Genomic DNA, 22,893 nt, shown 5'->3' with positions numbered 1-22,893 from the left:
CACATCAAACCATCAAGGTTTTGGATGATTCTAGTTACATGTTTCGCTATCTAGTTTTCAAGGATCAACTTGCTTCGTTACCGCTCAAAGCGGCAAGAAGTATCTTACCATATCACGCATCTTCAGATCAACCCGTAATTTACTGGAAATTACGATGCTGTCAAAGACGGTTTTTGGTGGAGCCAAGCGGGATCGAACCGCTGACCTCCTGCTTGCAAGGCAGGCGCTCTCCCAGCTGAGCTATGGCCCCAAAAGAGTTCCTTATATGGTTGTCAGGAAAATGGTGGGCCCTAGTGGACTCGAACCACCGACCTCACCCTTATCAGGGGTGCGCTCTAACCAGCTGAGCTAAGGGCCCGTATGTTGTGAGTGTTCACTCACTTTGGTCTTGCATGCCAGCAAGCAACTGCCTGCTCTTTTCGCAAAATAAAAACCCACAAAGTGGGTTCGCTTGGCAACGTCCTACTCTCCCAGGACCCTTCGGTCCAAGTACCATCGGCGCTGGAAGGCTTAACGGTCGTGTTCGGGATGGGTACGCGTGGTTCCCTTCCGCCATCGTCACCAAACGAATTGCGTGGTCTCCGGAGTCGCCAAACTCCAGAAAGGTTTGTAGCTTGAAAGGTTCTTGCCCTTTCAAAACTGACAACGAGTGATTGAAGGTTGAAGGCATTGCCTTCTTGACTGGGTCCGTTGCAGGACCCGAGTCTCCATAGAAAGGAGGTGATCCAGCCGCACCTTCCGATACGGCTACCTTGTTACGACTTCACCCCAATCATCTACCCCACCTTCGGCGGCTGGCCCCTTGCGGTTACCTCACCGACTTCGGGTGTTGTAAACTCTCGTGGTGTGACGGGCGGTGTGTACAAGACCCGGGAACGTATTCACCGCGGCATGCTGATCCGCGATTACTAGCAATTCCGACTTCATGCAGGCGAGTTGCAGCCTGCAATCCGAACTGAGACCGGCTTTTCTAGGATTGGCTCCGGATCGCTCCTTCGCTTCCCGTTGTACCGGCCATTGTAGTACGTGTGTAGCCCAGGTCATAAGGGGCATGATGATTTGACGTCATCCCCGCCTTCCTCCGGTTTGTCACCGGCAGTCAACTTAGAGTGCCCAGCTCTACCTGCTGGCAACTAAGTTCAAGGGTTGCGCTCGTTGCGGGACTTAACCCAACATCTCACGACACGAGCTGACGACAACCATGCACCACCTGTCACCTCTGTCCCGAAGGAAAGGCTTATCTCTAAGCCGGTCAGAGGGATGTCAAGACCTGGTAAGGTTCTTCGCGTTGCTTCGAATTAAACCACATACTCCACTGCTTGTGCGGGTCCCCGTCAATTCCTTTGAGTTTCACTCTTGCGAGCGTACTCCCCAGGCGGCATGCTTACTGTGTTAACTTCGGCACCAAGGGTATCGAAACCCCTAACACCTAGCATGCATCGTTTACGGCGTGGACTACCAGGGTATCTAATCCTGTTTGCTCCCCACGCTTTCGCGCCTCAGCGTCAGTTACAGGCCAGAAAGTCGCCTTCGCCACTGGTGTTCCTCCACATCTCTACGCATTTCACCGCTACACGTGGAATTCCACTTTCCTCTCCTGCACTCCAGTCTCCCAGTTTCCGGTGCGAACCGAGGTTGAGCCTCGGGATTAAACACCAGACTTAAAAAACCGCCTGCGCGCGCTTTACGCCCAATAATTCCGGACAACGCTTGCCCCCTACGTATTACCGCGGCTGCTGGCACGTAGTTAGCCGGGGCTTTCTTCTCAGGTACCGTCACCCAAAGAGCAGTTACTCTCCTTGGCGTTCTTCCCTGGCAACAGAGCTTTACGATCCGAAAACCTTCATCACTCACGCGGCGTTGCTCCGTCAGACTTTCGTCCATTGCGGAAGATTCCCTACTGCTGCCTCCCGTAGGAGTCTGGGCCGTGTCTCAGTCCCAGTGTGGCCGTTCACCCTCTCAGGTCGGCTACGCATCGTCGCCTTGGTGAGCCGTTACCTCACCAACTAGCTAATGCGCCGCAGGCCCATCCGTAAGCCACAGATTGCTCCGTGTTTCACAGTCTCTCCATGCGGAGAAACCGATTATCCGGTCTTAGCTACCGTTTCCGGTAGTTATCCCGATCTTACAGGCAGGTTGCCTACGTGTTACTCACCCGTCCGCCGCTAACCATCCGAGAAGCAAGCTTCTCTTCAAGTCCGCTCGACTTGCATGTATTAGGCACGCCGCCAGCGTTCGTCCTGAGCCAGGATCAAACTCTCCGATAAAGTTGTGCTAGCCGCAAGGCCAGCGGTTTATCTCAAGCTGATTAAGCTCAAAAAATTCGTTGCCGACGAGAATTTCTTCTCATTTATTGTCTCATTACTGAGACGCTTCAATCACTCGTTGTTCAGTTTTCAAAGGACAATCTCGGCTTGTCAGCCTCGTTGTCGGCACCGTGTTTCAGCGGCGACTTAAATAAGATACCACGCTGACAAAAAGAATGCAAGCCCAATTTTTGGACAAGCCCAAAAAATTTAAAAAGGCGCCACATCGGCGCCTTTTTACAACCAAATTTATTCTCCCTGACGCTGCTCACGCATATGAGGGAACAACAACACGTCGCGGATAGAGGGAGCGTTGGTAAGCAGCATAACCAGACGGTCAATACCGATGCCCAGTCCTCCTGTCGGCGGCATGCCGTACTCAAGCGCACGAATGAAGTCATCGTCCATTTCATGCGCCTCGTCGTTGCCGTGTTCGCGCTCAAGCAGCTGCGCTTCGAAACGCTGACGCTGGTCGATCGGATCGTTTAGCTCCGTGAAGGCGTTGGCGTGCTCGCGCGCTACGATAAAGAGCTCAAAGCGATCCGTGAAACGCGGATCTTCCGGATTCTTCTTCGCAAGCGGCGAAATTTCAAGCGGGTGCCCGTAAATAAAGGTAGGTTGAATAAGCGTTTCTTCCACAAACGTTTCGAAGAACTGGTTCACGATGTGGCCGAAAGTCATATGAGGCTCAACCGGAACCTTATGTTCTTTTGCCAGACGCTGGGCTTCTTCATTGCTCATGTGTACGCTGAAGTCAACGCCGACTACTTCTTTAATCGCATCTACCATAGAGATCCGTTTCCAAGATGGGGCAAGGTTTACTTCATGTCCTTGGTACTGAACCGTCGTCGTTCCCAACACTTCCTGTGCGATATGGGCGACCATATTCTCCGTCAGCGCCATAATATCCTTGTAATCCGCATAAGCCTCATACAATTCGATCATGGTGAATTCAGGATTATGACGGGTGGAAATACCTTCGTTGCGGTAAACACGCCCGATTTCGTATACTTTCTCCAAACCGCCTACAATCAGGCGCTTCAGATGCAGCTCAATAGCGATACGCATGTAAAGCTGCATATCGAGCGCGTTATGATGCGTGATAAAAGGCCGTGCGGCAGCACCTCCGGCAATAGCGTGCAGAGTCGGGGTTTCCACTTCCAGATAGCCGAGACCGTCCAGATAACGGCGCATGGATTGAATGATTCTCGAACGCAGAATAAAGGTTTCCTTCACTTCCTGGTTCATGATCAGATCGACGTAACGCTGGCGATAACGGGTTTCGACATCCTTAAGACCGTGATATTTCTCGGGGAGCGGAAGAAGGGACTTCGTCAGCACTTCCAGCTCTTTTACCTTAATGGAGGTTTCGCCGGTTTTCGTTTTGAAAACGGTACCTTTGACGCCTACCATATCGCCGATATCCAGCAGATCAAAAGCGCTGTACTTCATGTCGCCAAGGGCGTCCTGACGAACGTATATTTGAATTTTGCCCGTGATGTCCTGGAGATGAGCAAAGCTCGCTTTACCCATTGCACGTTTCTGCATGATACGTCCGGCAATGCTGACTTCAACCGTCTGCTGCTCCAGTTCTTCCTTAGGCGTTTCTTCGTAAGCGTCCAAAATTTGTTTGGCCGTATGCGTCCGTACATATTTATCGCCGAATGGATCTACGCCCAGACCACGAAGCTCGTCCAGTTTGTCGCGGCGAATTTGTAACAATTCGTTTAACTCGAGTTCCTGACTCATGCTTTCAACTCCTATATGTTATAGCTCCGGTTTGCGAAGCCTTTAGCATGCCCTTCCCGCTCCCGATAATGCTCTCAAGAGGAGAAAAACAGCGCTTATTATGCGGGCTGCCCGTAATTATACGGTCTATTTTACGCGAAAAAAGCTTCCAAAGGAAGCTTTTCCTGCAATCGCTGCTCCGGATGATCCCCGAAAGAGCGGTTTTATTTTTTGATGTCCATAATTTCGTATTGGATAACGCCGGCTGGTACCGTCACATCGACTTTAGCGCCCTTCTGCTTGCCAAGGATCGCTTTGCCTACAGGACTTTCGTTGGAAATTTTATTCAGAAAAGGATCGGACTCGGCTGTGCCGACAATCGTATACTCGACAAGATCGCCGAATTCGAGATCTTTGAGCGTTACGATGGAGCCCACGCTGACCGTATTAGTGTCAACTTCGTCTAAATTTACGATACGGGCGTTGCGGAGCATTTTCTCCAAAGTAATGACGCGGCCTTCAATAAAAGCCTGCTCGTTCTTCGCATCCTCGTACTCGGAGTTCTCGCTGATATCCCCGTAGCCGATGGCTACTTTAATCCGTTCGGCCACCTCGCGGCGTTTAACCGATTTCAAATGCTCGAGTTCTTCCTCAAGTTTTTTGAGGCCTTCCTGGGTAAGGAGCACTTCTTTTTCACTCATACAAACCTATCTCCCGTCGTGTAAATTCAAGGAAATGCTATACGAATTCACGCATTTATTCAAAAAACTTAACGTAAAGATGCAACTTATTGCCTGATTATAGGGCAACCAATTGCAATTGTCAATGTAACCCAGCGCCCCCTTTACTTAGTGCAAAGCAGGCTGTTCTTCCTGATTATCGGACATTTTGTCGAAAGAAGACGCATATTCGTCCAGGATCCCGACCATGCCGTCGCGGGTCGTCTGTTCCATTATGGCGTCCTTCAGACGGGCGGCGCCTTTCATGCCTTTGAGATACCATGCCATGTGCTTACGCATTTCCTTGATGGCCACGTTCTCGCCCTTCAGCTTGATCAAACGGTCCATATGAAGCGTCGCGATGCGCATCTTCTCTTCGGCTTGCGGCTCGGGCGGCAGCTCTCCTTTGGTCAGATACTGCACGGTGCGATACAGCATCCAAGGGTTGCCCAGTGCGCCGCGGCCGATCATGACGCCGTCTACACCGGTTTCATCGATCATCCGCTTGGCGTCTTCAGGCGTGACGACATCTCCGTTACCGATTACGGGAATGGAAACGGACTGCTTGACGTCGCGGATGATGTTCCAGTCCGCTTTGCCGGTATAGAGCTGTTCACGCGTACGTCCGTGCACGCTGACGGCGGCGCCGCCTCCGCGCTCGACCGCCTTGGCGTTCTCGATCGCGTATATATGCTCGGAATCCCAGCCGATCCGCATTTTGACCGTAACGGGTTTGTTCACGGAGCCTACTACCGTCCGGACCATCTCTTCGATTCTCGAAGGGTCGAGCAGCCAGCGTGCCCCCGCATCGCATTTCGTGATTTTGGGTACGGGACAGCCCATATTGATATCGATAATATCGGCATTCGTATTGGCGTCGACATATTTAGCGGCTTGCACGAGCGTATCGGTATCGCCGCCGAAAATTTGCAGGCTGAGCGGCTTCTCGCGTTCATCTACGTAGAGCATCTCCATCGTACGGGAGTTGCCGTGCACAATCGCTTTGTCGCTGACCATCTCAGCGCAGACCAGGCCGCATCCGAATTCTCTGGCGATCAGACGGAAAGCGGGATTGCATACGCCGGCCATCGGTGCCAGTACAACGTTATTCGGGGCGACGACGTCGCCTATTTTTAACATGTGTTCTCCTCCTATTTGCCGGAGGGCGGAAGAAGCTCCTCCGGTTCAATGCCCAGGGCATTGGATATTTTCTGAATCATCCGGGTGTCCGGTTTACGTGTTCCCCGTTCAATCGAACCGAGAACGGCTATTGAAACGCCGAGCAGTTCGGCGAGTTGGTTCTGGGTGTATCCTTTCAGCTTGCGGAATGCCCGGATTCGCTGGGCCACTGCATTTTTTTCCACAACATAACGCCTTCCTTTCCATCCAGTTTAGCCAACTGTTTCTCTATGGATGCAAACGATGTGTTCGGTATATGGGAAAAAAGATCTGCCAAGGGGACTAACACAAACGCTCGCTCCTGCATACGGGGATGCGGGACAATCAAATCCGGCGTGCGGATCTCCCGCTCCCCGTAAAGCAGCAAATCCAAGTCAATCGTTCGGGGACCGAAGCGAATGTCTCGGACTCTGCCCAGCACTTGCTCGATGTTCTGCATGGCCGCAAGCAGCTCTTCCGGAGAAAGGCTCGTATGAACGGCTGCAGCCATGTTTAAAAAGGCATCCTGGTCCACATACCCGACCGGATCCGTCTCGTAAATGGCCGAACAGGCCAGCACTTGAATATGCGGATGTTCATCCAGCTTCTTAAGCGCTTCGGTCAGGTACCATTCCCGGTCTCCGATGTTCGAGCCAAGCGCGATGTACGCGGTTGTGATGTCGGCAGGACTCATGATTGCGCCCGCTTCCGGCTTATCTCGACTGTCACACCCGCGAAATGAATATCGAATGGCGGATGAGGTTTGATCACCCGTACCGTCACTTCTTCGATACTAGTATAAGTTTCAAGAAGGGAGGATGCAACCTGCTCCGCCAGAGCCTCGATCAAATTGAAGGTTCTTTTCTCCACAACCTCTTTAATAACGGCATAAGCCTCCGCATAGTTGATGGAATCTTCTATGTTGTCGGTACGGCCGGGCTTATCCAGCGGCATGTGCAGCTCGGCATCCACATAAAAACGCTGTCCCAGTTTATTTTCTTCCGCAAAAACGCCGTGATATCCGTAAAACTCCATGCGTGTCAGTATAAGTTTGTCCATTACGCGTCTTCCTCCTCAGGCCTCAAAACAAATAGGTGCAAAAATGTCCGTCCGGACTTCCGAAAGCTCCCGGTCGGACTTATGCTCTACATACTCCCCGTTCCGCGAACGATTGCGTCCGTCATAACCGCTACCCGCTTCATTGCCCGCACATCGTGTACACGGATGATATCGCACCCCTGAGCAATCCCGAGTGCAGTCGTGGCCGCCGTTCCTTCAACGACATCATCGGACGGGAGTCCGAGCGTCGTGCGGATCATGCTTTTGCGGGAAGTTCCCAGCAGGACGGGATACCCCAGTTCCGAGATTGCCTCCAGCCGGTTCATCAGCCATAAATTCTGCTCGTAGCTTTTGGCGAATCCGATACCGGGGTCTAGGATGATATTCGACCTCTTTACTCCCGCACTCAATGCGAGATCAACGCTTTCCCGGAGATCCTGCAGAACATCCGCCAGAAAATCCATATATACCGCCTCCCGGCGGTTATGCGTCAGAATAACCGGACAGCCGGCTTGAGCGGCCACGCCGGCCATGTCCGGGTCCGCTTGGAATCCCCATACATCGTTAATGATATGGGCGCCCGCTTCGATCGCCTGCCTGGCAACTTCGGCTTTGTAAGTATCTACCGAAACCGGAACCTTCACGTGCCGGACCAGTTCCCGGATAACGGGCACGACCCTTTCCAATTCCTCCTGGAGGGAAACAGGCGCGTGTCCCGGACGGGTCGACTCTCCGCCGATGTCGATCATATCGGCGCCTTCTTCCACCATGCTCAGCGCGTGTTTTACGGCATGCTCCACGGTGGTATAAGAGCCTCCGTCGGAGAAAGAATCAGGCGTAACGTTCAGTATCCCCATAAGGAGAGTCCGTCGTCCGAGTTCAAAGCTTGTCTCTCCTGCTGCAAACGTTCGAATCATTCCAAAAGTCACTTCCTAAGGCTAGAGTAATCTCGTGTATTCCCGATACAACTGAGCCAGGCGGCTCGTAACAGGCCCGGCCTTTCCCCGTGGGACGGTTACCGAGCCGCCCCGTTCATCAAAAAGTTCATTTACGGAAACGATTTCCTGGATGGAGTTCGTCACAAAAATTTCATCGGCCTCACAAAGCGCGGTCCAAGGAAATAAGCCTTCCCTCACTTCCAGACCTTCCTTTTCCGCAAGCTTAAGGACAAAAGCCCGCGTTATGCCGGGAAGAATTCCCGCCGCCAAAGAAGGAGTGAAACAAACGGACCCTTGAATCCAAAAAATATTGCTTACGATTCCTTCGGCTACAAATCCTCCGTTATCCGTAAGAAAAAGTCCCTCCGCCCCGTGCGCCCACGGATAATTCATCATTTCCCTCTTGGCAAGGATATTGTTCATGTAATGAAAGGACTTGTGCCTGCGTCCGCTTTCCGGCGTATTTCTCCTTAGAGTCAGAAGCTGAAGGGGGCGTGAGGCAGGCTCATCCTGGCTGCGCTGCGGAAGACTTTTGATATAAAGAATCTCGCCGGGATTTTCATATAAAGCTCCGCCCGGCAAACCGAGCATGTCCACTCCGGCCGAAACGGCATACCGGAAATAGGCATCTTCCATACCGTTAGCCTCAAGCAGCTCCTTCACTCTGTCTCTCATTCCGCTCTCGTCCGTAAGCAAGGGAATGCCCAGCTCCTCACAGCCCGTGCGAATTCGTTCCATATGCTCCCGAAGTAAAAAAGGGTGTCCGTTGTACGTGCGAAACGTCTCGAACAGCCCCATGCCATATAAAAATCCGTGGTCGTAAACGGAAACGACCGCTTCTTTTTCTTCTATCAAATCTCCGTTCATCCAAATCTTCATTTAAGCCCCGGTTCCCGCCGATACGGGTTGACCCAGGAAATTGCGGAGCAGAGTCAGGCCGTGGTCCGTAATGATGGATTCCGGATGAAACTGCACACCCTCGATCGGGTATTCCTTATGACGCAGCGCCATAATTTCTCCTTCATCCGAGGTGGCGCTAATTTCCAGACAATCCGGCAGCGTTTCTTTGCGGACGATCAGGGAGTGATAGCGCGTTGCCGTGTAGGGAGAAGGAATGTCTTTGAAAATCGTTTTGCCGTCATGGTTAATCGGGGAAGTCTTGCCGTGCATCAGCTTGCCTGCCCGCACCACTTCTCCGCCGAAAGCCTGACCGATGGCCTGATGGCCCAGGCAGACGCCGAGAATGGGAATGCGGCCTTTGAAATGCCGGATCACGCCAAGGCTGATGCCCGCTTCGTTCGGGGTACACGGCCCCGGAGAAATCAGAATATGATCCGGAGAAAGCTCCTCAATTCCGGCCAGATCGATGGCATCGTTGCGCTTCACTACGATTTCCTGCCCTAATTCACCCAGATATTGAACCAGATTGTACGTAAAAGAATCGTAATTATCAATGACAAGAATCATGCTCGTCTTCCTCCTCTACTCTTCTACAGGACTTCTGTCCCTGCTCGGCTCATGCTGTGCTCGCTGAATTGAATCGCTTTCCATAACGCCCGCGCTTTGTTCAGGGCTTCTTCGTATTCGCGGTCCGGGACGGAATCGATCACAATGCCCGCGCCCGCCTGAATATACCCGCTGCCTCCGGCCGCGACAAGCGTTCGTATAAGTATATTAAATTCCATATTGCCGTTGTAGTCAATCCATCCCATCGATCCCGTATAAGGGCCTCGCCGGACCGGCTCCAGTTCTTCGATAATTTCCATCGTCCGGATTTTCGGCGCCCCCGTAATCGTTCCCCCCGGGAATGCGGCCGCAATAACATCGAAAGCGTCCAGTCCTTCCCGCAGCTCGCCGGTAACCTCCGAGACGAGGTGCATCACGTGAGAGTACCGCTCGATCACGAAAAACTCATCGACCTTGACGGAGCCGTACCGGGCGATCCGTCCAAGGTCGTTGCGCTCCAGGTCCACGAGCATCACGTGCTCCGCACGTTCCTTCTCGTTGGAAAGAAGCTCTTCCCCGAGCCGGGCGTCCTCTTCCGGCGTGCGGCCTCTGGGTCGCGTGCCCGCGATGGGCCGGGTGCGCAGGTGCCTGCCCTCGAGCTGGACCAGCAGCTCGGGCGAACCCGACACAAGCGCGAAGCCGGGGAACCTCAGCAGCCCCATGTAGGGCGACGGGTTCACGATGCGCAGCGCTTCGTAGATCTGTTCGGGCGATGTTCGGAGCGGTCTGCTTTGGCGGACCGACAAATTCACCTGGAAAACATCCCCCTGCCCGATGTAAGCCTGAATCCGCTCGACGGCGCGGATGAAAGATTCCCGCGGAAAGGCGCGGCTTGCCCCTTCCGCCGCTTCCGCCTCCAGCGTGGAGTCTTCGCCGGCGCTCACAAGCGCCTGCCACTCCGCTTCACGGCGGAGGCGGCTTGCACCGGCCCCGGCGTCCACGGCCAGCCCGCGCCAGAGCCGGAGCATGCTCTCCGAACGCTGCACCGCGGCTTGGTAAAGCCGCGAAAGATCGGAGGCGGAAGGCTCAGCGGGCAGCGGGGTATGCACGGCCGCGTAAAGCCTGCCTTCCTCACGGTCGAAGACCCAGACTTCGTCGTAGCGGGCGAAGCTGTAATCCGGCAGCGGAAGGTCATCTTCCGCCAGTTCCGGAAGCTTCTCCATGCTCCGCACGACGTCGTAGCTCCAGAATCCTACGCAGCCGCCCGTGAACTTGGGGACAGCCGCCACATCCGGAGAGCGCCAGGGAGCCATCCACCGCTTAACGGCATCCAGCGGGGCGCCCTGAATGGGAACGGTCCGCCAGCCGTGCGGGAGGGTTCCGTCTCTTTCGGCGGCCTGAGCCGATGTCCCACGGCCGCTTATCGTCGCAACCGGATGCAGCCCAAGGAAGGTATACCGTCCTCCTCTGCCGCTCTCCAGCACGAATGCGTGGGTGCCCGCCGCTCTCCAAGCCTGTTCCCACGTGCTGATTTCTTCCGTCCACGGGACAGCGGTTATATAAGGAACGGATGTGTAGGCGCCCGCTTCGGCCCATTCCGCCCAGTCAGCCAAGGAAGTTAACGTTATTGTTGTCGCAGACATGCAGCCAGCTCCTCATTCTGCTCTATACTCATGCGGTAAGGTAATAGATAATAGATAGCTTCGCGTTCAGGTGGTATTTCGACAAATTCCGTCTGTCCATTCATTATCTTCAACCTGGAATACCGGAAACATTACGTTTGAAGCTTTAAAGCATGGTCTAAAACGGACCCGGCGGAGGTTGGATTCCGTGCCGGATTTGTCCCTTAGTATACTTGAATTGGCCCAAAATAAAAAGCCTCCAGCAAGATCTGCTGAAGACTTTTAGAGCGTTCCCGGTAGGATCCGGTTCTATTCGTCGAATTGGTAAAGCGGTGTGCTCAAGTAGCGCTCGCCGTTGCTTGGGATGACGGCAATGACACGTTTGCCGGGTCCGAGTTCTTTGGCGACCTTGAGGGCGGCGAAGATCGCCGCACCGGAAGAAATACCGCCCAGAATTCCTTCTTGACGGGCTACGCGGCGCGATGTTTCGAAAGCATCCTCGTTGTCCACCGGAATGATCTGATCGTAAATTTCCGTGTTCAAAATATCCGGTACAAAGCCCGCGCCGATACCCTGGATCTTATGGGGGCCGGGTTTGCCGCCCGACAGAACCGGCGAAGCGCTTGGCTCTACCGCTACGATTTTGATGCCAGGGAAGTTCTCGCGAAGCACTTCACCCGTACCGGTGATCGTTCCGCCCGTTCCGATACCCGCGATAAAAGCATCCAGCTTGCCGTCATGGCCTTTGATGGCTTCGACAATTTCCGGTCCTGTCGTTTCACGGTGAATTTTAACGTTCGCCTGGTTTTTAAACTGCTGAGGAATAAAATAGCCCGGGTTCTCCGCTTGAAGCTCTTCCGCTTTACGGATGGCGCCCTTCATGCCTTCGGCTCCGGGTGTCAGAACAAGCTCGGCACCGTAAGCGCGCAGCAGATTGCGGCGCTCCATGCTCATCGTTTCCGGCATAACCAGAATGGCACGGTATCCTTTTGCCGCCGCTACCATAGCCAGACCGATCCCCGTGTTGCCGCTTGTCGGCTCTACGATCGTGTCGCCCGGCTTCAGCTTGCCTTCCTGTTCAGCGGTTTCGATCATGCTGATGGCAATCCGGTCTTTTACACTTGCACCCGGGTTCTGGAACTCGAGTTTTACGTAAATTTCCGCGCTATCTTCCGGAACGACCCGGTTTAATTTTACAAGCGGAGTATTCCCGATTAACTGTGTAATGCTTTCCACCAATTTAGCCATTCGTGTCACCCTCCCAGGTTTGGAAAAAAGGATTTATATCCGAGTTATTAGGTTGGTATTATAATCCTATATTATCAGTGCCTAAGACCCTTGTCAACACCTTACAATTCTCTAAGAATTCGGGTTTTATCCCGGGTCGGCCATGGTCGCTTTCCACTTTTGACGGAGGGACAGCAAATACTCGTTAAGAGGAGGCGCTTCCTGCAGGGCGAGCTGTTTCCGTACACTCTCCCGGATAGCCGCTTCGTCGGGACCGGTATTCAATCTTTTCTCCGTGATTAAAATAAGGGCATATCCTTCCGCGGTCTTGATTGGCGCACTCAATTGGCCGACCCCTAATTTACGGGCCGCCTTCATGATTTCCGCCGGCTGGAACGGATCGTCCTCCCCCATCCAGCCCAGATCTCCCCCCTGGCTCCCGGAATCGTCCAAAGATCGGTCCCTCGCCAAAGTCGCGAAGCTCTCCCCGCCTTTATAGGCGGCCGTGGCCTTTTTTGCCTGATCCAGCGTGGATAAGATCATTTTATTGAGATGAATTTGAGCAGTCTGCTTAAATTCTTCAGGATGGCCTTGTATGTATTTCGTGATCCGGTCATCGGCTATCTCGACGTTATGCGTCGCAAGCTTTTCGAGCAAGAGTTTATAGAGAATATCTTCCCGGACGTCCTCTTTGCTCATTCCGAGCTGTTCTTTCATCGAGTCGTAAAAGTTTCGTTCGTTTTCGTAGCCCTGCTGCATCCGCTTCAGCTCGCGGCTGATTTCCGCTTCGCCGATGTCCACTCCCTGCTCTTTCGCTTCGAGGCGGAGTGTTTCGCGGTCCAGCATCTGATTGAGCATTTCGGCACCGTAGTGTTTGGTCAACTTCTCCGTCAATTCGCCTTGTGTAAATTCACGGCCCGTGATCCGGGCCACAACGTGATTGTCGGCAGGAGTATCCCCAGAACGTCCGCCTGCCGCCGACTTCTTCCCTAATCCCGTGTCCGACAAATAGAGCGACAAGAGAACAATGACTCCTATCGACAAAGCGAGGATAGCTCCCCACAACACTTTTACATTGTGCATGCTCTCTCCCTCGATTTGTTACTTATTGATGGAATCCAACATAGTCTGCAGATCTTCCCGTTCAAACTGATAAGCCTCGTTACAGAAATGGCAGACGACTTCCGCGCGTCCGTCCTCATCGATTAAGGATTGCAGCTCATCCCGGCCAAGGCTGATGATAGTCTGCTCCACTCTTTCACGCGAACATTTGCATTTAAAAGATACGTCCGACCGTTCCATAATCTCCACAGACGGCAGAACCTCTTTGAGCACCTCTTCAAGCGATGCGCCGCGGTCCAGCAAAGTTGTAATCGGCGGAATCTGTGCCAGCGTCTTCTCGATTTCGGTAATTTCGTCGTCCGTTAAGCCCGGTAGCAGTTGAATAATGAATCCTCCTGAGACTTTAACCGTCCGGTCGACGTCCACAAGTACACCAAGGGCTACAGCCGAAGGTGTCTGTTCGGATTTGGCGAAGTAGTACGTAAAGTCCTCGGCCAGTTCACCGGAAACGATCGGAATGCTGCCGATATAATTTTCTTTAAGCCCAAGATCCTTCGTTACATATAAAAAGCCTTCGGTTCCCACCGCTCCCGCCACGTCCAGCTTACCCTTGGCGTTTAACGGCAGGTCCACGTTCGGATCGTCCACATACCCCCGCACTTCGCCTTTGGAATTGGCGTCAACGACGATAGAACCGATAGGGCCTCCGCCCTTAACCTGTAGGGTCAGCTTTTCTTCGCCCTTCAGCATGGCTCCCATCATCAGCCCTGCGGCGGCCGTTCTTCCCAGGGCAGCGGTGGCTGTCGGTGTCGTATTGTGCCGCCGGCGGAGTTCTTCCGTAATGGAAGTCGTCAGGACGGCAAAAGCCCGGACTCTTCCTTCCAGCGCAGTTCCCCGGATTAAATAATCACTCATCACGTTACCCCGTTTCTTGGAAGCTATTCCTGCTTCGTATTTTTAACATAAATTAAGCGCAGGCCTTCCAGGGTCAGCATAGGATCGACGACATCGATCGCGCGGGATTCGCTTGCGATCAGCTCGGCATGTCCTCCGGTCGCGATAACCTTAGGCGCGATACCGAATTCCTGCTTGACCCTGTCCACGATTCCGTCTACCTGGCCGACGTAGCCGAAAATAATTCCGGCCTGCATGGACGATATCGTGTTGCGTCCGATAACACTCTTGGGCTTGATCAGTTCGATACGCGGCAGTTTGGCCGCCCGCTGATACAGTGCCTCTGTTGAAATACCAATGCCAGGCGCAATCGCACAGCCGATGAGCTGCCCGGCCTTGTCTATATAATCGTACGTGGTCGCCGTACCGAAATCAACAATGATGCACGGAGAGCCATACAGCTCAAGCGCGGCCACGGCATTGACGATCCGGTCCGCGCCCACTTCCTTCGGATTATCGACCCGGATGTTGAGTCCCGTTTTGATGCCGGGACCGACAATAAGCGGCGTTTTCTTCACATATTTTAAACAAAGGTGTTCCAGTGCAAACATCAAAGGCGGTACGACGGATGAAATAATGACCCCTTCAATCTGCTGGATTTCAATTCCCGCATACTGGAAAAGGTTATGGAACATCATCCCGTATTCATCCACGGTCGCAGAGCGATTCGTGCTGAGCCGCCAGTGATGAAGCAGTTCGGTACCCTGGTAAATGCCCAAGACTATGTTCGTGTTGCCAACGTCTACGACTAAAATCACAAGGAAACTCCTTTCTGCTCGTTCAAATCCAGACTGATATCAAGCGCAGACACGGAGTAGGTCAGTCTTCCGACGGAAATAACATGTACCCCGGTTTCCGCCAGCGACTTGATCGTTTCCAGCGTAACGGAACCTGAACCCTCGACCAGCACATGAGGAGCCTGACTTTTAACGATGGAAACGGCTTTGGCCATATCCGACGCTTTCATATTGTCCAGCATAATGATATCCGCGCCAACCGCGATAGCTTCGTCCAGTTGCTCGAAGTTCTCCACCTCTACTTCGATTTTCATCGTATGGGGAATTCGCGACCGTGCCGCACGGACAGCTGCCGTAATGCTGCCTGCGCCTTTAATATGGTTGTCCTTAATCATGACCGCATCGTACAGGCCGTAGCGGTGATTGAATCCTCCGCCGACTCGTACGGCGTACTTCTCCAGCATCCGGTGTCCCGGTGTCGTTTTCCGCGTATCGACGAGCCTTGTGGGAAGCCCCTCCAGCGCATTCACATATTGACGCGTACGCGTGGCGATACCGGACATCCGCTGGAGAAGATTGAGAGCCAGCCGTTCTCCTTTCAGGATGCTGCGCGTGTTTCCGGTAATCACGGCAATAACCGTTCCTTTGGAGACAAATTCGCCGTCTTTCACTTGGGGCAAGAATGCCAGGTTCTCGTCCACTTCCGCGAATACTTCCTCCGCCACGCGCAGGCCGGCCACAATTCCGGAGTCTTTCATATGAATGATCCCTTTGCTCTGCTGGTCCGCGGGGATGGTGTACATCGTGGTCACGTCACCGGTTCCGATATCTTCGTCGAGCCACAGCCTGATGTTTTGCCGTATTTGTTTAAAGTTTAATTCCATCATTAAGTATCCACTCCTCCGTCAGACCACATTCACGGTTGAATACGGTATGTTTAAGCCAGTGCTCGTCATTGCGCTGCGGATAATCTTCCCGATAATGTCCGCCCCGGCTTTCCTCGCGGCGCAGCGCGGCTTCGGCTGTCAGCAGCGCGCAGGTCAATAAATTGGCAAATTCATAATCTTCCCTGCGCGTAAGGCAGGTATCAAAGGACGGCAGATGCCGTTTGAGTTCGTCAAGTCCCCGCTGAAGTCCGGACGCGTCCCTGCGCACTCCCGCATAACGAACCATGATTTTTTGCAGCTTCAATTTCTTCTCGACAATTGCCTGCTTCGGCAGCTCCGTACGGACAGCCGTCTCGTCACCCGTTTGCGGCACCTGATGCAGGAGAGGGGCAAGCATGCCGATACGGTCTATAATCCGGCGGCCGAAAACAATCGCTTCGGATAACGAATTGCTCGCCAGCCGGTTGGCTCCGTGTACACCGGTCGAAGACACTTCACCGCAGGCAAAAAGCCTCTTGATGTTGGTTTCCCCATGCAAATCGGTCTTTACCCCTCCCATCATATAATGAGCGGCAGGGGCGACGGGAATCCAGTCACTTGTTAAGTCCAAGCCGAATGACAGGCACGTTTCATAGATGGTTGGGAACCGGTGCCGGATCATCTGTTCCGACTCGTGGGTAATATCCAGGTAGATAAAACTAGAACCCGTCTCCTCAATTTCGCTGACGATCGCGCGGGCCACTATATCGCGGGGGGCGAGCTCAAGCTGGGGATGGTATTTTTCCATAAACCGTTCCCCTTTGATGTTACGCAAATAGGCGCCTTCACCGCGGACCGCCTCCGAGATAAGAAAACGTGGTGCTCCCGGGTAAACAAGCACGGTCGGGTGAAACTGGATAAATTCCATATCACGTATATCCGCCCCGGCACGGTAGGCAATCGCCACCCCGTCTCCGGTAGCGACGTCCGGATTGGTCGTATAGCGGAATAATTGGCCCGCACCGCCCGTGCACAGCACGGTCGCGTTGCCTTGGACATATAGGCGCTGACCATCGGGTTTCTGAACCAGAGCGCCATGGCACTCTCCATCCACCGTAATCAGATCAATCACCATATGATCGTCCCAAATTTCAATAGACGTGTTATTTTTGGTATTTTCGGAAAGCGCCCTCACAATCTCCGCGCCGGTTGCATCCCCATTCGCATGAAGAATTCTCCGTTGGCTGTGAGCGCCTTCTTTCGTCAAAGCGATTTCCCCATTTTCCAAATCAAACTGCGTACCCATACCGATCAGGTCCTGTACGCCCTGCGGTCCTTCATGAACCAGTATGTCCACAGCTTCCCGCGAACACAACCCGGCTCCGGCGACAAGCGTATCCTGCAGATGATACTCAGGTGAATCTTCATCGGAAATCACCGCGGCAATCCCTCCCTGGGCATACCGGGTGTTGCTGTCCAGAAGCGATTTTTTTGTAATCAGCAGGACGCGCTGTGAAGCACTGGCCTGCAAAGCCGTGAATAAACCGGCAATTCCAGCGCCAATAACGATTACGTCGGTTGTATAGTGCGGTATGGCGGACAAATCCGTATCCGTTAAGTATCTAGGTATCATGGCGGTTCACCCGTGCCTTCAACAAAGAGAGTAGCGCATGCTACTTAACTTGTAACATGCGCTCTAAGGAAAGCTTTGCTTTTTCAGCCACTTCCGGTGCCACATAGATTTCAGGCTGCATAGTTTCCAGACACCGGACGACTTTTTTCAAGTTGTTCACTTTCATATTCGGGCATACCAGATATTTCGTGGCAAAGTGAAAAGTTTTATCAGGGCTGTCCAAACGCAGCTGATATCCGGTACCGTCCTCCGTTCCGACGATAAACTCCTGACAATCGGATTCGCGGCAGTATTTGATAATGGCCGTCGTGCTGCCTACAAAATCTCCGAGCTTAACGACCTCCGGCCGGCATTCCGGGTGAACCACGAATTGAGCATGGGGATGAGCTGCCTTCATTTCTTCGACATCTTTCACAGTCAGCATATCATGAGTATTGCAGTAGCCTTCCCAGATGATCATCTTTTTGTTTGTGAATTTTGATACATAGTCGCCTAAATTTTTATCCGGTACCCAGATAATTTCTTCTGCATCAATGGATTCAATGACTTTCCTTGCATTCGCGGAGGTACAGCAGATATCCGTTTCGGACTTCACTTCCGCCGATGTGTTAATGTAGGCGACAACCTTCGCATTGGGATGCTCTTTCTTCAAAGCCCGCAACCCTTCCACGTTCACCATGTCGGCCATTGGACAGCCGGCCCGTTCGTCGGGAATAATCACTGTCTTGGTTGGAGCGAGAATTTTAGCGCTTTCCCCCATAAAGTGTACTCCGCAAAAAACGATAACATCTGCGTCGGTTTCGGCGGCTTTCTGAGCCAGAAGAAATGAATCCCCGCGGAAATCGGCGACTTCCTGAATCTCGTCACGCTGGTAGTAATGAGCGAGAATAATGGCATTGCGTTCTTTCTTAAGCTCTAAAATTCGCTCTTTCAGCAGTCTGTTCTGCTCGGCTTTTCTTTCGAGAGCCAATGCCTCCATGAATGCATCCTCCTTATATAAAGCGGCACGCCCTATGTTCATATGCCAAGGCGATCGCCTTCTCACCCTTATGAACTCTTTGTAAAAGGCAATTCAAGTATCACAACTAAATTTACACAACATGTTTAGACGTGTCAATCCGCAAATCCGGCCGCTAAAATGAAAAAACCGGACGTCCGCGAGGACATCCGGTTGTATGCTCGGTTCTTTCGGCTATGCCTTGTTGTTGCTTTCATCATCCGGGTTATCCGGATTCAGTTTGGTCCGTTCAGGCGTTTCGGTTTTCAGTTCGATTTCAGGTGTAGGTTCCGGCTTAACGCTGTCATCCTGTCCCTGGATCGTCACTTTAATATCCTCATTGCCAGAAATCTGACCTTTCTCAAGAAGTTCCACGATCTGTTCCTTATCGAGCGTTTCTCTTTCAAGAAGCGTTTGGGCGACAAGGTGGACTTTGTCCTTATGAGTGTTCAGGATCTGCTTCGCCCGGTCGTAGCACTCCCGGATGATCAGCTGCATTTCCTGATCGATTTCATATGCGATCGCATCGCTATAGTTTTGCTCGTGACCGATATCACGGCCCAGGAATACTTGACCCTGGCTGCTGCCGAACTGCATCGGTCCGAGCTTATCGCTCATACCGAATTCCATAACCATCTTGCGAACGATTCCGGTCGCTTTCTGGAAGTCGCTGTACGCTCCCGTTGCGATCTCGCCGATAAAGATTTCTTCGGCAACACGACCGCCAAGAAGTCCGGTGACCTTATCGAGCAGCTCGGTCTTGGTCTGCATCATCCGGTCTTCGCCTTCTTTAGGAAGCATCATGACGTAACCGCCTGCGCGGCCGCGTGGAACGATCGTCACTTTATGAACCATATCCGCGTTCTCGGCATAGTAACCGATGATGGCGTGACCGGATTCATGGTAAGCTACCGTACGCTTCTCTCGCTCGCTGATTACGCGGCTCTTCTTCTGCGTACCGACGATAACACGGTCGAAAGCTTCTTCGATCTCGGCCATCGAGATATCTTTGCGGTTGCGGCGGGCTGCGATAAGCGCCGCTTCGTTAAGAAGATTCTCCAGGTCGGCACCCGTAAAACCGGTGGTATAACGAGCAATGGAATCCAATCTTACGTCTTTGGCCAGCGGCTTGTTGCGCGCGTGAACCTTGAGAACCGCTTCGCGGCCTTTCACATCCGGACGGTCAACCGTAATCTGACGGTCGAAACGTCCCGGACGAAGAAGCGCCGGGTCCAGAATGTCCGGACGGTTGGTTGCCGCGACGATGATGATTCCCTCATTCGCACCGAAGCCGTCCATCTCGACGAGCAACTGGTTGAGCGTCTGCTCACGTTCGTCGTGTCCGCCTCCGAGGCCTGCGCCCCGCTGACGACCGACGGCGTCAATCTCGTCAATAAAGATAATACAAGGCGCGTTCTTCTTCGCATTCTCGAAGAGATCCCGTACACGGGAAGCACCGACACCGACGAACATTTCCACGAAGTCGGAACCGGAGATGGAGAAGAACGGAACGCCGGCTTCACCCGCAACTGCACGGGCAAGCAGGGTTTTACCGGTACCCGGAGGACCGTTGAGAAGCACGCCTTTCGGAATGCGGGCTCCTACTGCAGAGAATTTACGCGGATCTTTAAGGAACTCGACGACTTCGACCAATTCCTGTTTCTCTTCATCCGCGCCGGCCACGTCTTCGAACGTGACGCGCTTTTTCTCTTCATTATATAAGCGTGCACGGCTCTTGCCGAAATTCATGACTTTGCCGCCGCCGCCCTGAGCCTGGTTCATCAAGAAGAAGAACAGGACGAAGATGATCACAAACGGAATGATGGACGTCAGGAACGAAATCCAAACGCTGTCGCCTTCCATTTTCAGATACTCTTCTTGAACCCCCGCTGTTTCGATCAGCTCTACTACACGTGAATCAAACGGACCACGGGTAACGAATGTGGATTTATCCGCCGCCTTAGGATTCTTGTATTGCCCGTTGATCAGGTACGTGCCCCCGTCGACTTTAATTTGAAGCTTCTCGACGTTCTTGGACGTTAACTCCTGCCGGAACTGGTTGTAGGTAATCGCTTCTTTTTGATCGTTCTGCGTACTAATGAAATGCACAATACCGACTGTTACCAGGAAAATCAATAAATAAAAACCGGTATTCCGGATAAAGCGATTCATCCGCTACCTCCTCTCAAACGACACACTTTTTATATTTTACCACAGCATGTCTTAGCATCACAACAAAGCCGGCCGTGGGACATACCCGGGTGTTCTTAAGAAGAGTAAATCTCGGGTTTCAGAACACCGATGTAAGGAAGATTGCGGTATTTCTCGGCGTAATCGAGTCCGTAACCGACGATAAACGCATCCGGAATTTCGAATCCGGCATAATCGGGCTGCAGATCGACGGACCGTCTGGCAGGTTTGTTGAACAGAGTAACCACAGACACGGACTGGGCGTTTCTTCTCTCAAGCACGTCAATGAGGTAGCTCAGGGTCAAACCGCTGTCGATAATATCTTCGACGATCAGTACGTGACGTCCTTCTACGGATACGTCCAAATCTTTAATGATTTTGACGACACCCGACGATTTGGTCGATTGTCCGTAGCTGGATACCGCCATAAAGTCAAGCTCAAGCGGAATCGTGACCTGTTTCACGAGGTCCGCCATGAAAATAAAAGCTCCTTTAAGCACACAAATCACAAGCGGATTGCGGCCTTCGAAGTCTTTGGATATTTGCGCTCCAAGCTCCTGTACCTTAGCTTGAATTTGTTCCTCCGAGTAGAAAACTTCTTGAATGTCGTTAAACAAGGATGCTCCCCCTACTTAATAATATGAAAACTGTGACAAATCATTCTCCAAGGCCGTTTCCCTCAGTCACCGGGGGCTCAATCCGGATGTGCAAACAACGTGCGGTTCCCGGTCCGACCAGCGCGTGGCGGGAACGACGAACGCCCGGTATCCACAGAACCCTTCCTTCTGCATCCATAAGCAGCGGAAGCCGGTCTCTGCGGCTGGGCGGTATTTTGGCATCCATGAGAATATCTTTTACTTTTTTGGTGCCGTTTAAACCAAACACGTCCAAACGGTCCCCGGCTTGCCGGTTTCTCGCCGACAACGGCATCCGAAGGGCATCAAGGTCAAACCAAGCCTCGTCGGGGCAGGTTCCCTGAATATCGGCACTGCCGACTCCATCCCGCTCCGCGGCCGTGAAAACAAAGGTCATTCCGGCTTCCGGAATAGGCAGAAACGGCTGCTGCAAGTCCACTTGATGCAAAAAAGCCGCATCCCCCGACCTGGCTGATGTCTCGGATCGAAAGCAGATACGTTCGTACTCACGAATCAAGGCAATTCGTCCGTCGATTGGCCATGTGAGATTGGAGGGACTGTCCTGCACGATTGCCGTACGAATCGCCTCTAATCTTGCATAATCGACGTTTTCCTCTTGAAAAGCGAGATAATTTAATATTAGTTTAATCACACGCCTTTGTAAAGCGACGTGCAAGTGAACAAAATCACCCCGATCCAAGCTCGCCGCACCCGCTCCGTCCCTGACGGCGGAAGCATACACGCGTTCAGCCTCGCGTTCCATGTAGTCGTTCTCGGCCGTCATGATTTCACCCAGCCGGTTCAAGGACTCCGGAAGCTGATCGTTATATCGGCGCAAATAGGGCATCGCATCCAGCCGTATCCGGTTCCGGAAATACTTCCGCGAATCGTTGCTGCTGTCCCGGCAGTAGGCAAGCCCCAGGAATTCACAATAACTAATTACCTCTTTCTTGTATATACGAAGCATAGGCCGGACGAGTTCCACTTTTTTTTCGCTTCTCCTCTCGGGTATTCCCGTCAACCCGCCGGGCCCGGTTCCCCGTAAAATCCGCATCAGAATCGTTTCGGCCTGATCGTCGGCGTGATGAGCCAGCGCGATTTTATTCGCCTCATATTTACGAGCCGTCTCATAAAGAAACTCGTACCGTTTCCGCCGCGCGGCGACCTGAGAGTTCAAGGCTGTTTCTTCTATATAAGCAGGCACATCGATAAAAGCCGACTCGCAGGGCAATCCGAGACGTTCCGCAAAGGATGCGACGAATGCGGCTTCTCTGTCGGATTCCTCTCCCCGGAACCGGTGATTGACGTGCGCTACAATGAGGCGCCAATTTCTTGGACCCGACAGGCCGTGCAGCAGATGAAGAAGCGCCACCGAATCCGGTCCTCCCGAAACGGCGACAACGATAGTATCGCCAGTCTCCAGCAGCCTCTCCTCGGCAATCCGTTTCTCGACGGCCGCACGCACCCGGAATCCCGGGTCTAGCCCTCTGTTACCGGACTCTATGTGGTCAGCCTCGCCGGGCTGCCGCTTCCCTTCCATGATTCTTTCCCCGCTTTCCGCCAGCGCTGCAGCACCCTGTTATTCGGCCCTTGTTTTCGGAAGGGCAGGAGCCGAT

The 22,893-nt window shown here is 53.0% G+C and carries 20 protein-coding genes, 2 tRNA genes and 2 rRNA genes; all 24 read right to left on the bottom strand.

What is annotated here, in order from left to right; translation table 11 throughout:
• Window positions 1-174 precede the first annotated feature (174 nt).
• Window positions 175-250: transfer RNA gene (locus ABC395_RS01220), tRNA-Ala, on the bottom strand.
• A gap of 31 nt (window positions 251-281) precedes the next feature.
• Window positions 282-358, bottom strand: a tRNA-Ile gene (locus tag ABC395_RS01215).
• Between the two features lie 91 nt (window positions 359-449).
• Window positions 450-566, bottom strand: a 5S ribosomal RNA gene (gene rrf / locus ABC395_RS01210).
• 147 nt (window positions 567-713) lie between these two features.
• A 16S ribosomal RNA gene (locus tag ABC395_RS01205) occupies window positions 714-2,267 on the bottom strand.
• 288 nt (window positions 2,268-2,555) lie between these two features.
• Window positions 2,556-4,055 (bottom strand): lysine--tRNA ligase, encoded by a 1,500-nt coding sequence (gene lysS / locus ABC395_RS01200; RefSeq protein WP_413000244.1) that lies wholly within the window; start codon window positions 4,053-4,055, stop codon window positions 2,556-2,558.
• A 203-nt stretch (window positions 4,056-4,258) separates the two neighbouring features.
• Window positions 4,259-4,735 (bottom strand): transcription elongation factor GreA, encoded by a 477-nt coding sequence (gene greA, locus ABC395_RS01195; protein ID WP_103997943.1) that lies wholly within the window; start codon window positions 4,733-4,735, stop codon window positions 4,259-4,261.
• Window positions 4,736-4,882: 147 nt separating this feature from the next.
• Window positions 4,883-5,893, bottom strand: a complete 1,011-nt coding sequence (gene dusB, locus ABC395_RS01190) for a tRNA dihydrouridine synthase DusB (protein WP_413000243.1) — start codon at window positions 5,891-5,893, stop codon at window positions 4,883-4,885.
• A gap of 11 nt (window positions 5,894-5,904) precedes the next feature.
• Window positions 5,905-6,117 (bottom strand): helix-turn-helix domain-containing protein, encoded by a 213-nt coding sequence (locus ABC395_RS01185; protein ID WP_009671865.1) that lies wholly within the window; start codon window positions 6,115-6,117, stop codon window positions 5,905-5,907.
• A complete protein-coding gene (folK, locus tag ABC395_RS01180) occupies window positions 6,069-6,605 on the bottom strand; it encodes a 2-amino-4-hydroxy-6-hydroxymethyldihydropteridine diphosphokinase (RefSeq protein ID WP_413000242.1) in 537 nt (178 codons plus the stop codon). Before folK ends, ABC395_RS01185 begins: the two co-directional genes overlap by 49 nt.
• Window positions 6,602-6,970, bottom strand: coding sequence for a dihydroneopterin aldolase (folB, locus tag ABC395_RS01175; protein ID WP_413000241.1), 369 nt, complete (start codon window positions 6,968-6,970; stop codon window positions 6,602-6,604). The genes folK and folB overlap by 4 nt, the downstream gene beginning before the upstream one ends.
• A gap of 86 nt (window positions 6,971-7,056) precedes the next feature.
• Window positions 7,057-7,887 (bottom strand): dihydropteroate synthase, encoded by an 831-nt coding sequence (gene folP / locus ABC395_RS01170; RefSeq protein ID WP_413000240.1) that lies wholly within the window; start codon window positions 7,885-7,887, stop codon window positions 7,057-7,059.
• A 21-nt stretch (window positions 7,888-7,908) separates the two neighbouring features.
• Window positions 7,909-8,787 (bottom strand): aminodeoxychorismate lyase, encoded by an 879-nt coding sequence (gene pabC / locus ABC395_RS01165; protein ID WP_413000239.1) that lies wholly within the window; start codon window positions 8,785-8,787, stop codon window positions 7,909-7,911.
• On the bottom strand, window positions 8,788-9,375 hold the full coding sequence (gene pabA / locus ABC395_RS01160; protein ID WP_413000238.1) for an aminodeoxychorismate/anthranilate synthase component II: 588 nt from the start codon (window positions 9,373-9,375) through the stop codon (window positions 8,788-8,790). It abuts the gene before it with no gap.
• Between the two features lie 23 nt (window positions 9,376-9,398).
• Window positions 9,399-10,997, bottom strand: coding sequence for an anthranilate synthase component I family protein (locus ABC395_RS01155; protein WP_413000237.1), 1,599 nt, complete (start codon window positions 10,995-10,997; stop codon window positions 9,399-9,401).
• A gap of 288 nt (window positions 10,998-11,285) precedes the next feature.
• Window positions 11,286-12,224 (bottom strand): cysteine synthase A, encoded by a 939-nt coding sequence (gene cysK / locus ABC395_RS01150; RefSeq protein ID WP_218231769.1) that lies wholly within the window; start codon window positions 12,222-12,224, stop codon window positions 11,286-11,288.
• Between the two features lie 126 nt (window positions 12,225-12,350).
• Complete coding sequence (locus tag ABC395_RS01145; RefSeq protein WP_413000236.1) at window positions 12,351-13,286, bottom strand: peptidylprolyl isomerase; 936 nt, start codon at window positions 13,284-13,286, stop codon at window positions 12,351-12,353.
• 18 nt (window positions 13,287-13,304) lie between these two features.
• Window positions 13,305-14,180 carry an Hsp33 family molecular chaperone HslO gene (gene hslO, locus ABC395_RS01140; RefSeq protein ID WP_413000235.1) on the bottom strand — a complete coding sequence of 292 codons (876 nt, stop codon included), beginning with the start codon at window positions 14,178-14,180 and terminating at the stop codon, window positions 13,305-13,307.
• A 23-nt stretch (window positions 14,181-14,203) separates the two neighbouring features.
• Entirely contained in the window at window positions 14,204-14,977 is a 774-nt protein-coding gene (locus ABC395_RS01135; RefSeq protein WP_413000234.1) for a type III pantothenate kinase, read from the bottom strand.
• On the bottom strand, window positions 14,974-15,843 hold the full coding sequence (gene nadC, locus ABC395_RS01130; RefSeq protein ID WP_413000233.1) for a carboxylating nicotinate-nucleotide diphosphorylase: 870 nt from the start codon (window positions 15,841-15,843) through the stop codon (window positions 14,974-14,976). Before nadC ends, ABC395_RS01135 begins: the two co-directional genes overlap by 4 nt.
• A complete protein-coding gene (gene nadB, locus ABC395_RS01125) occupies window positions 15,824-17,455 on the bottom strand; it encodes an L-aspartate oxidase (RefSeq protein WP_413000232.1) in 1,632 nt (543 codons plus the stop codon). Before nadB ends, nadC begins: the two co-directional genes overlap by 20 nt.
• 40 nt (window positions 17,456-17,495) lie before the next feature.
• Window positions 17,496-18,434 carry a quinolinate synthase NadA gene (gene nadA, locus ABC395_RS01120; protein ID WP_413000231.1) on the bottom strand — a complete coding sequence of 313 codons (939 nt, stop codon included), beginning with the start codon at window positions 18,432-18,434 and terminating at the stop codon, window positions 17,496-17,498.
• A 213-nt stretch (window positions 18,435-18,647) separates the two neighbouring features.
• A complete protein-coding gene (gene ftsH / locus ABC395_RS01115; protein WP_413000230.1) occupies window positions 18,648-20,624 on the bottom strand; it encodes an ATP-dependent zinc metalloprotease FtsH in 1,977 nt (658 codons plus the stop codon).
• Window positions 20,625-20,719: 95 nt separating this feature from the next.
• Window positions 20,720-21,259, bottom strand: coding sequence for a hypoxanthine phosphoribosyltransferase (gene hpt, locus ABC395_RS01110; RefSeq protein ID WP_009671909.1), 540 nt, complete (start codon window positions 21,257-21,259; stop codon window positions 20,720-20,722).
• A gap of 40 nt (window positions 21,260-21,299) precedes the next feature.
• Entirely contained in the window at window positions 21,300-22,817 is a 1,518-nt protein-coding gene (tilS, locus tag ABC395_RS01105) for a tRNA lysidine(34) synthetase TilS (protein ID WP_413000229.1), read from the bottom strand.
• Window positions 22,818-22,893 lie beyond the last annotated feature (76 nt).

It is taken from the genome of Paenibacillus canaveralius, from assembly GCF_047238265.1.
GTDB lineage: Bacteria > Bacillota > Bacilli > Paenibacillales > NBRC-103111 > Paenibacillus_F.
This window is presented reverse-complemented; position numbering and strand designations above follow the sequence as displayed.

Coding starts and splice junctions, on each gene's coding strand:
- pabC (WP_413000239.1), bottom strand. CDS start 8,787: ATGAAGATTTGGATGAACGGAGATTTGATAGAAGAAAAAGAAGCGGTC.
- ftsH (WP_413000230.1), bottom strand. CDS start 20,624: ATGAATCGCTTTATCCGGAATACCGGTTTTTATTTATTGATTTTCCTG.
- folK (WP_413000242.1), bottom strand. CDS start 6,605: ATGAGTCCTGCCGACATCACAACCGCGTACATCGCGCTTGGCTCGAAC.
- nadB (WP_413000232.1), bottom strand. CDS start 17,455: ATGATACCTAGATACTTAACGGATACGGATTTGTCCGCCATACCGCAC.
- pabA (WP_413000238.1), bottom strand. CDS start 9,375: ATGATTCTTGTCATTGATAATTACGATTCTTTTACGTACAATCTGGTT.
- lysS (WP_413000244.1), bottom strand. CDS start 4,055: ATGAGTCAGGAACTCGAGTTAAACGAATTGTTACAAATTCGCCGCGAC.
- nadA (WP_413000231.1), bottom strand. CDS start 18,434: ATGGAGGCATTGGCTCTCGAAAGAAAAGCCGAGCAGAACAGACTGCTG.
- folB (WP_413000241.1), bottom strand. CDS start 6,970: ATGGACAAACTTATACTGACACGCATGGAGTTTTACGGATATCACGGC.
- hslO (WP_413000235.1), bottom strand. CDS start 14,180: ATGAGTGATTATTTAATCCGGGGAACTGCGCTGGAAGGAAGAGTCCGG.
- ABC395_RS01155 (WP_413000237.1), bottom strand. CDS start 10,997: ATGTCTGCGACAACAATAACGTTAACTTCCTTGGCTGACTGGGCGGAA.
- folP (WP_413000240.1), bottom strand. CDS start 7,887: ATGATTCGAACGTTTGCAGCAGGAGAGACAAGCTTTGAACTCGGACGA.
- dusB (WP_413000243.1), bottom strand. CDS start 5,893: ATGTTAAAAATAGGCGACGTCGTCGCCCCGAATAACGTTGTACTGGCA.
- tilS (WP_413000229.1), bottom strand. CDS start 22,817: ATGGAAGGGAAGCGGCAGCCCGGCGAGGCTGACCACATAGAGTCCGGT.
- ABC395_RS01145 (WP_413000236.1), bottom strand. CDS start 13,286: ATGCACAATGTAAAAGTGTTGTGGGGAGCTATCCTCGCTTTGTCGATA.
- nadC (WP_413000233.1), bottom strand. CDS start 15,843: ATGATGGAATTAAACTTTAAACAAATACGGCAAAACATCAGGCTGTGG.
- cysK (WP_218231769.1), bottom strand. CDS start 12,224: ATGGCTAAATTGGTGGAAAGCATTACACAGTTAATCGGGAATACTCCG.
- greA (WP_103997943.1), bottom strand. CDS start 4,735: ATGAGTGAAAAAGAAGTGCTCCTTACCCAGGAAGGCCTCAAAAAACTT.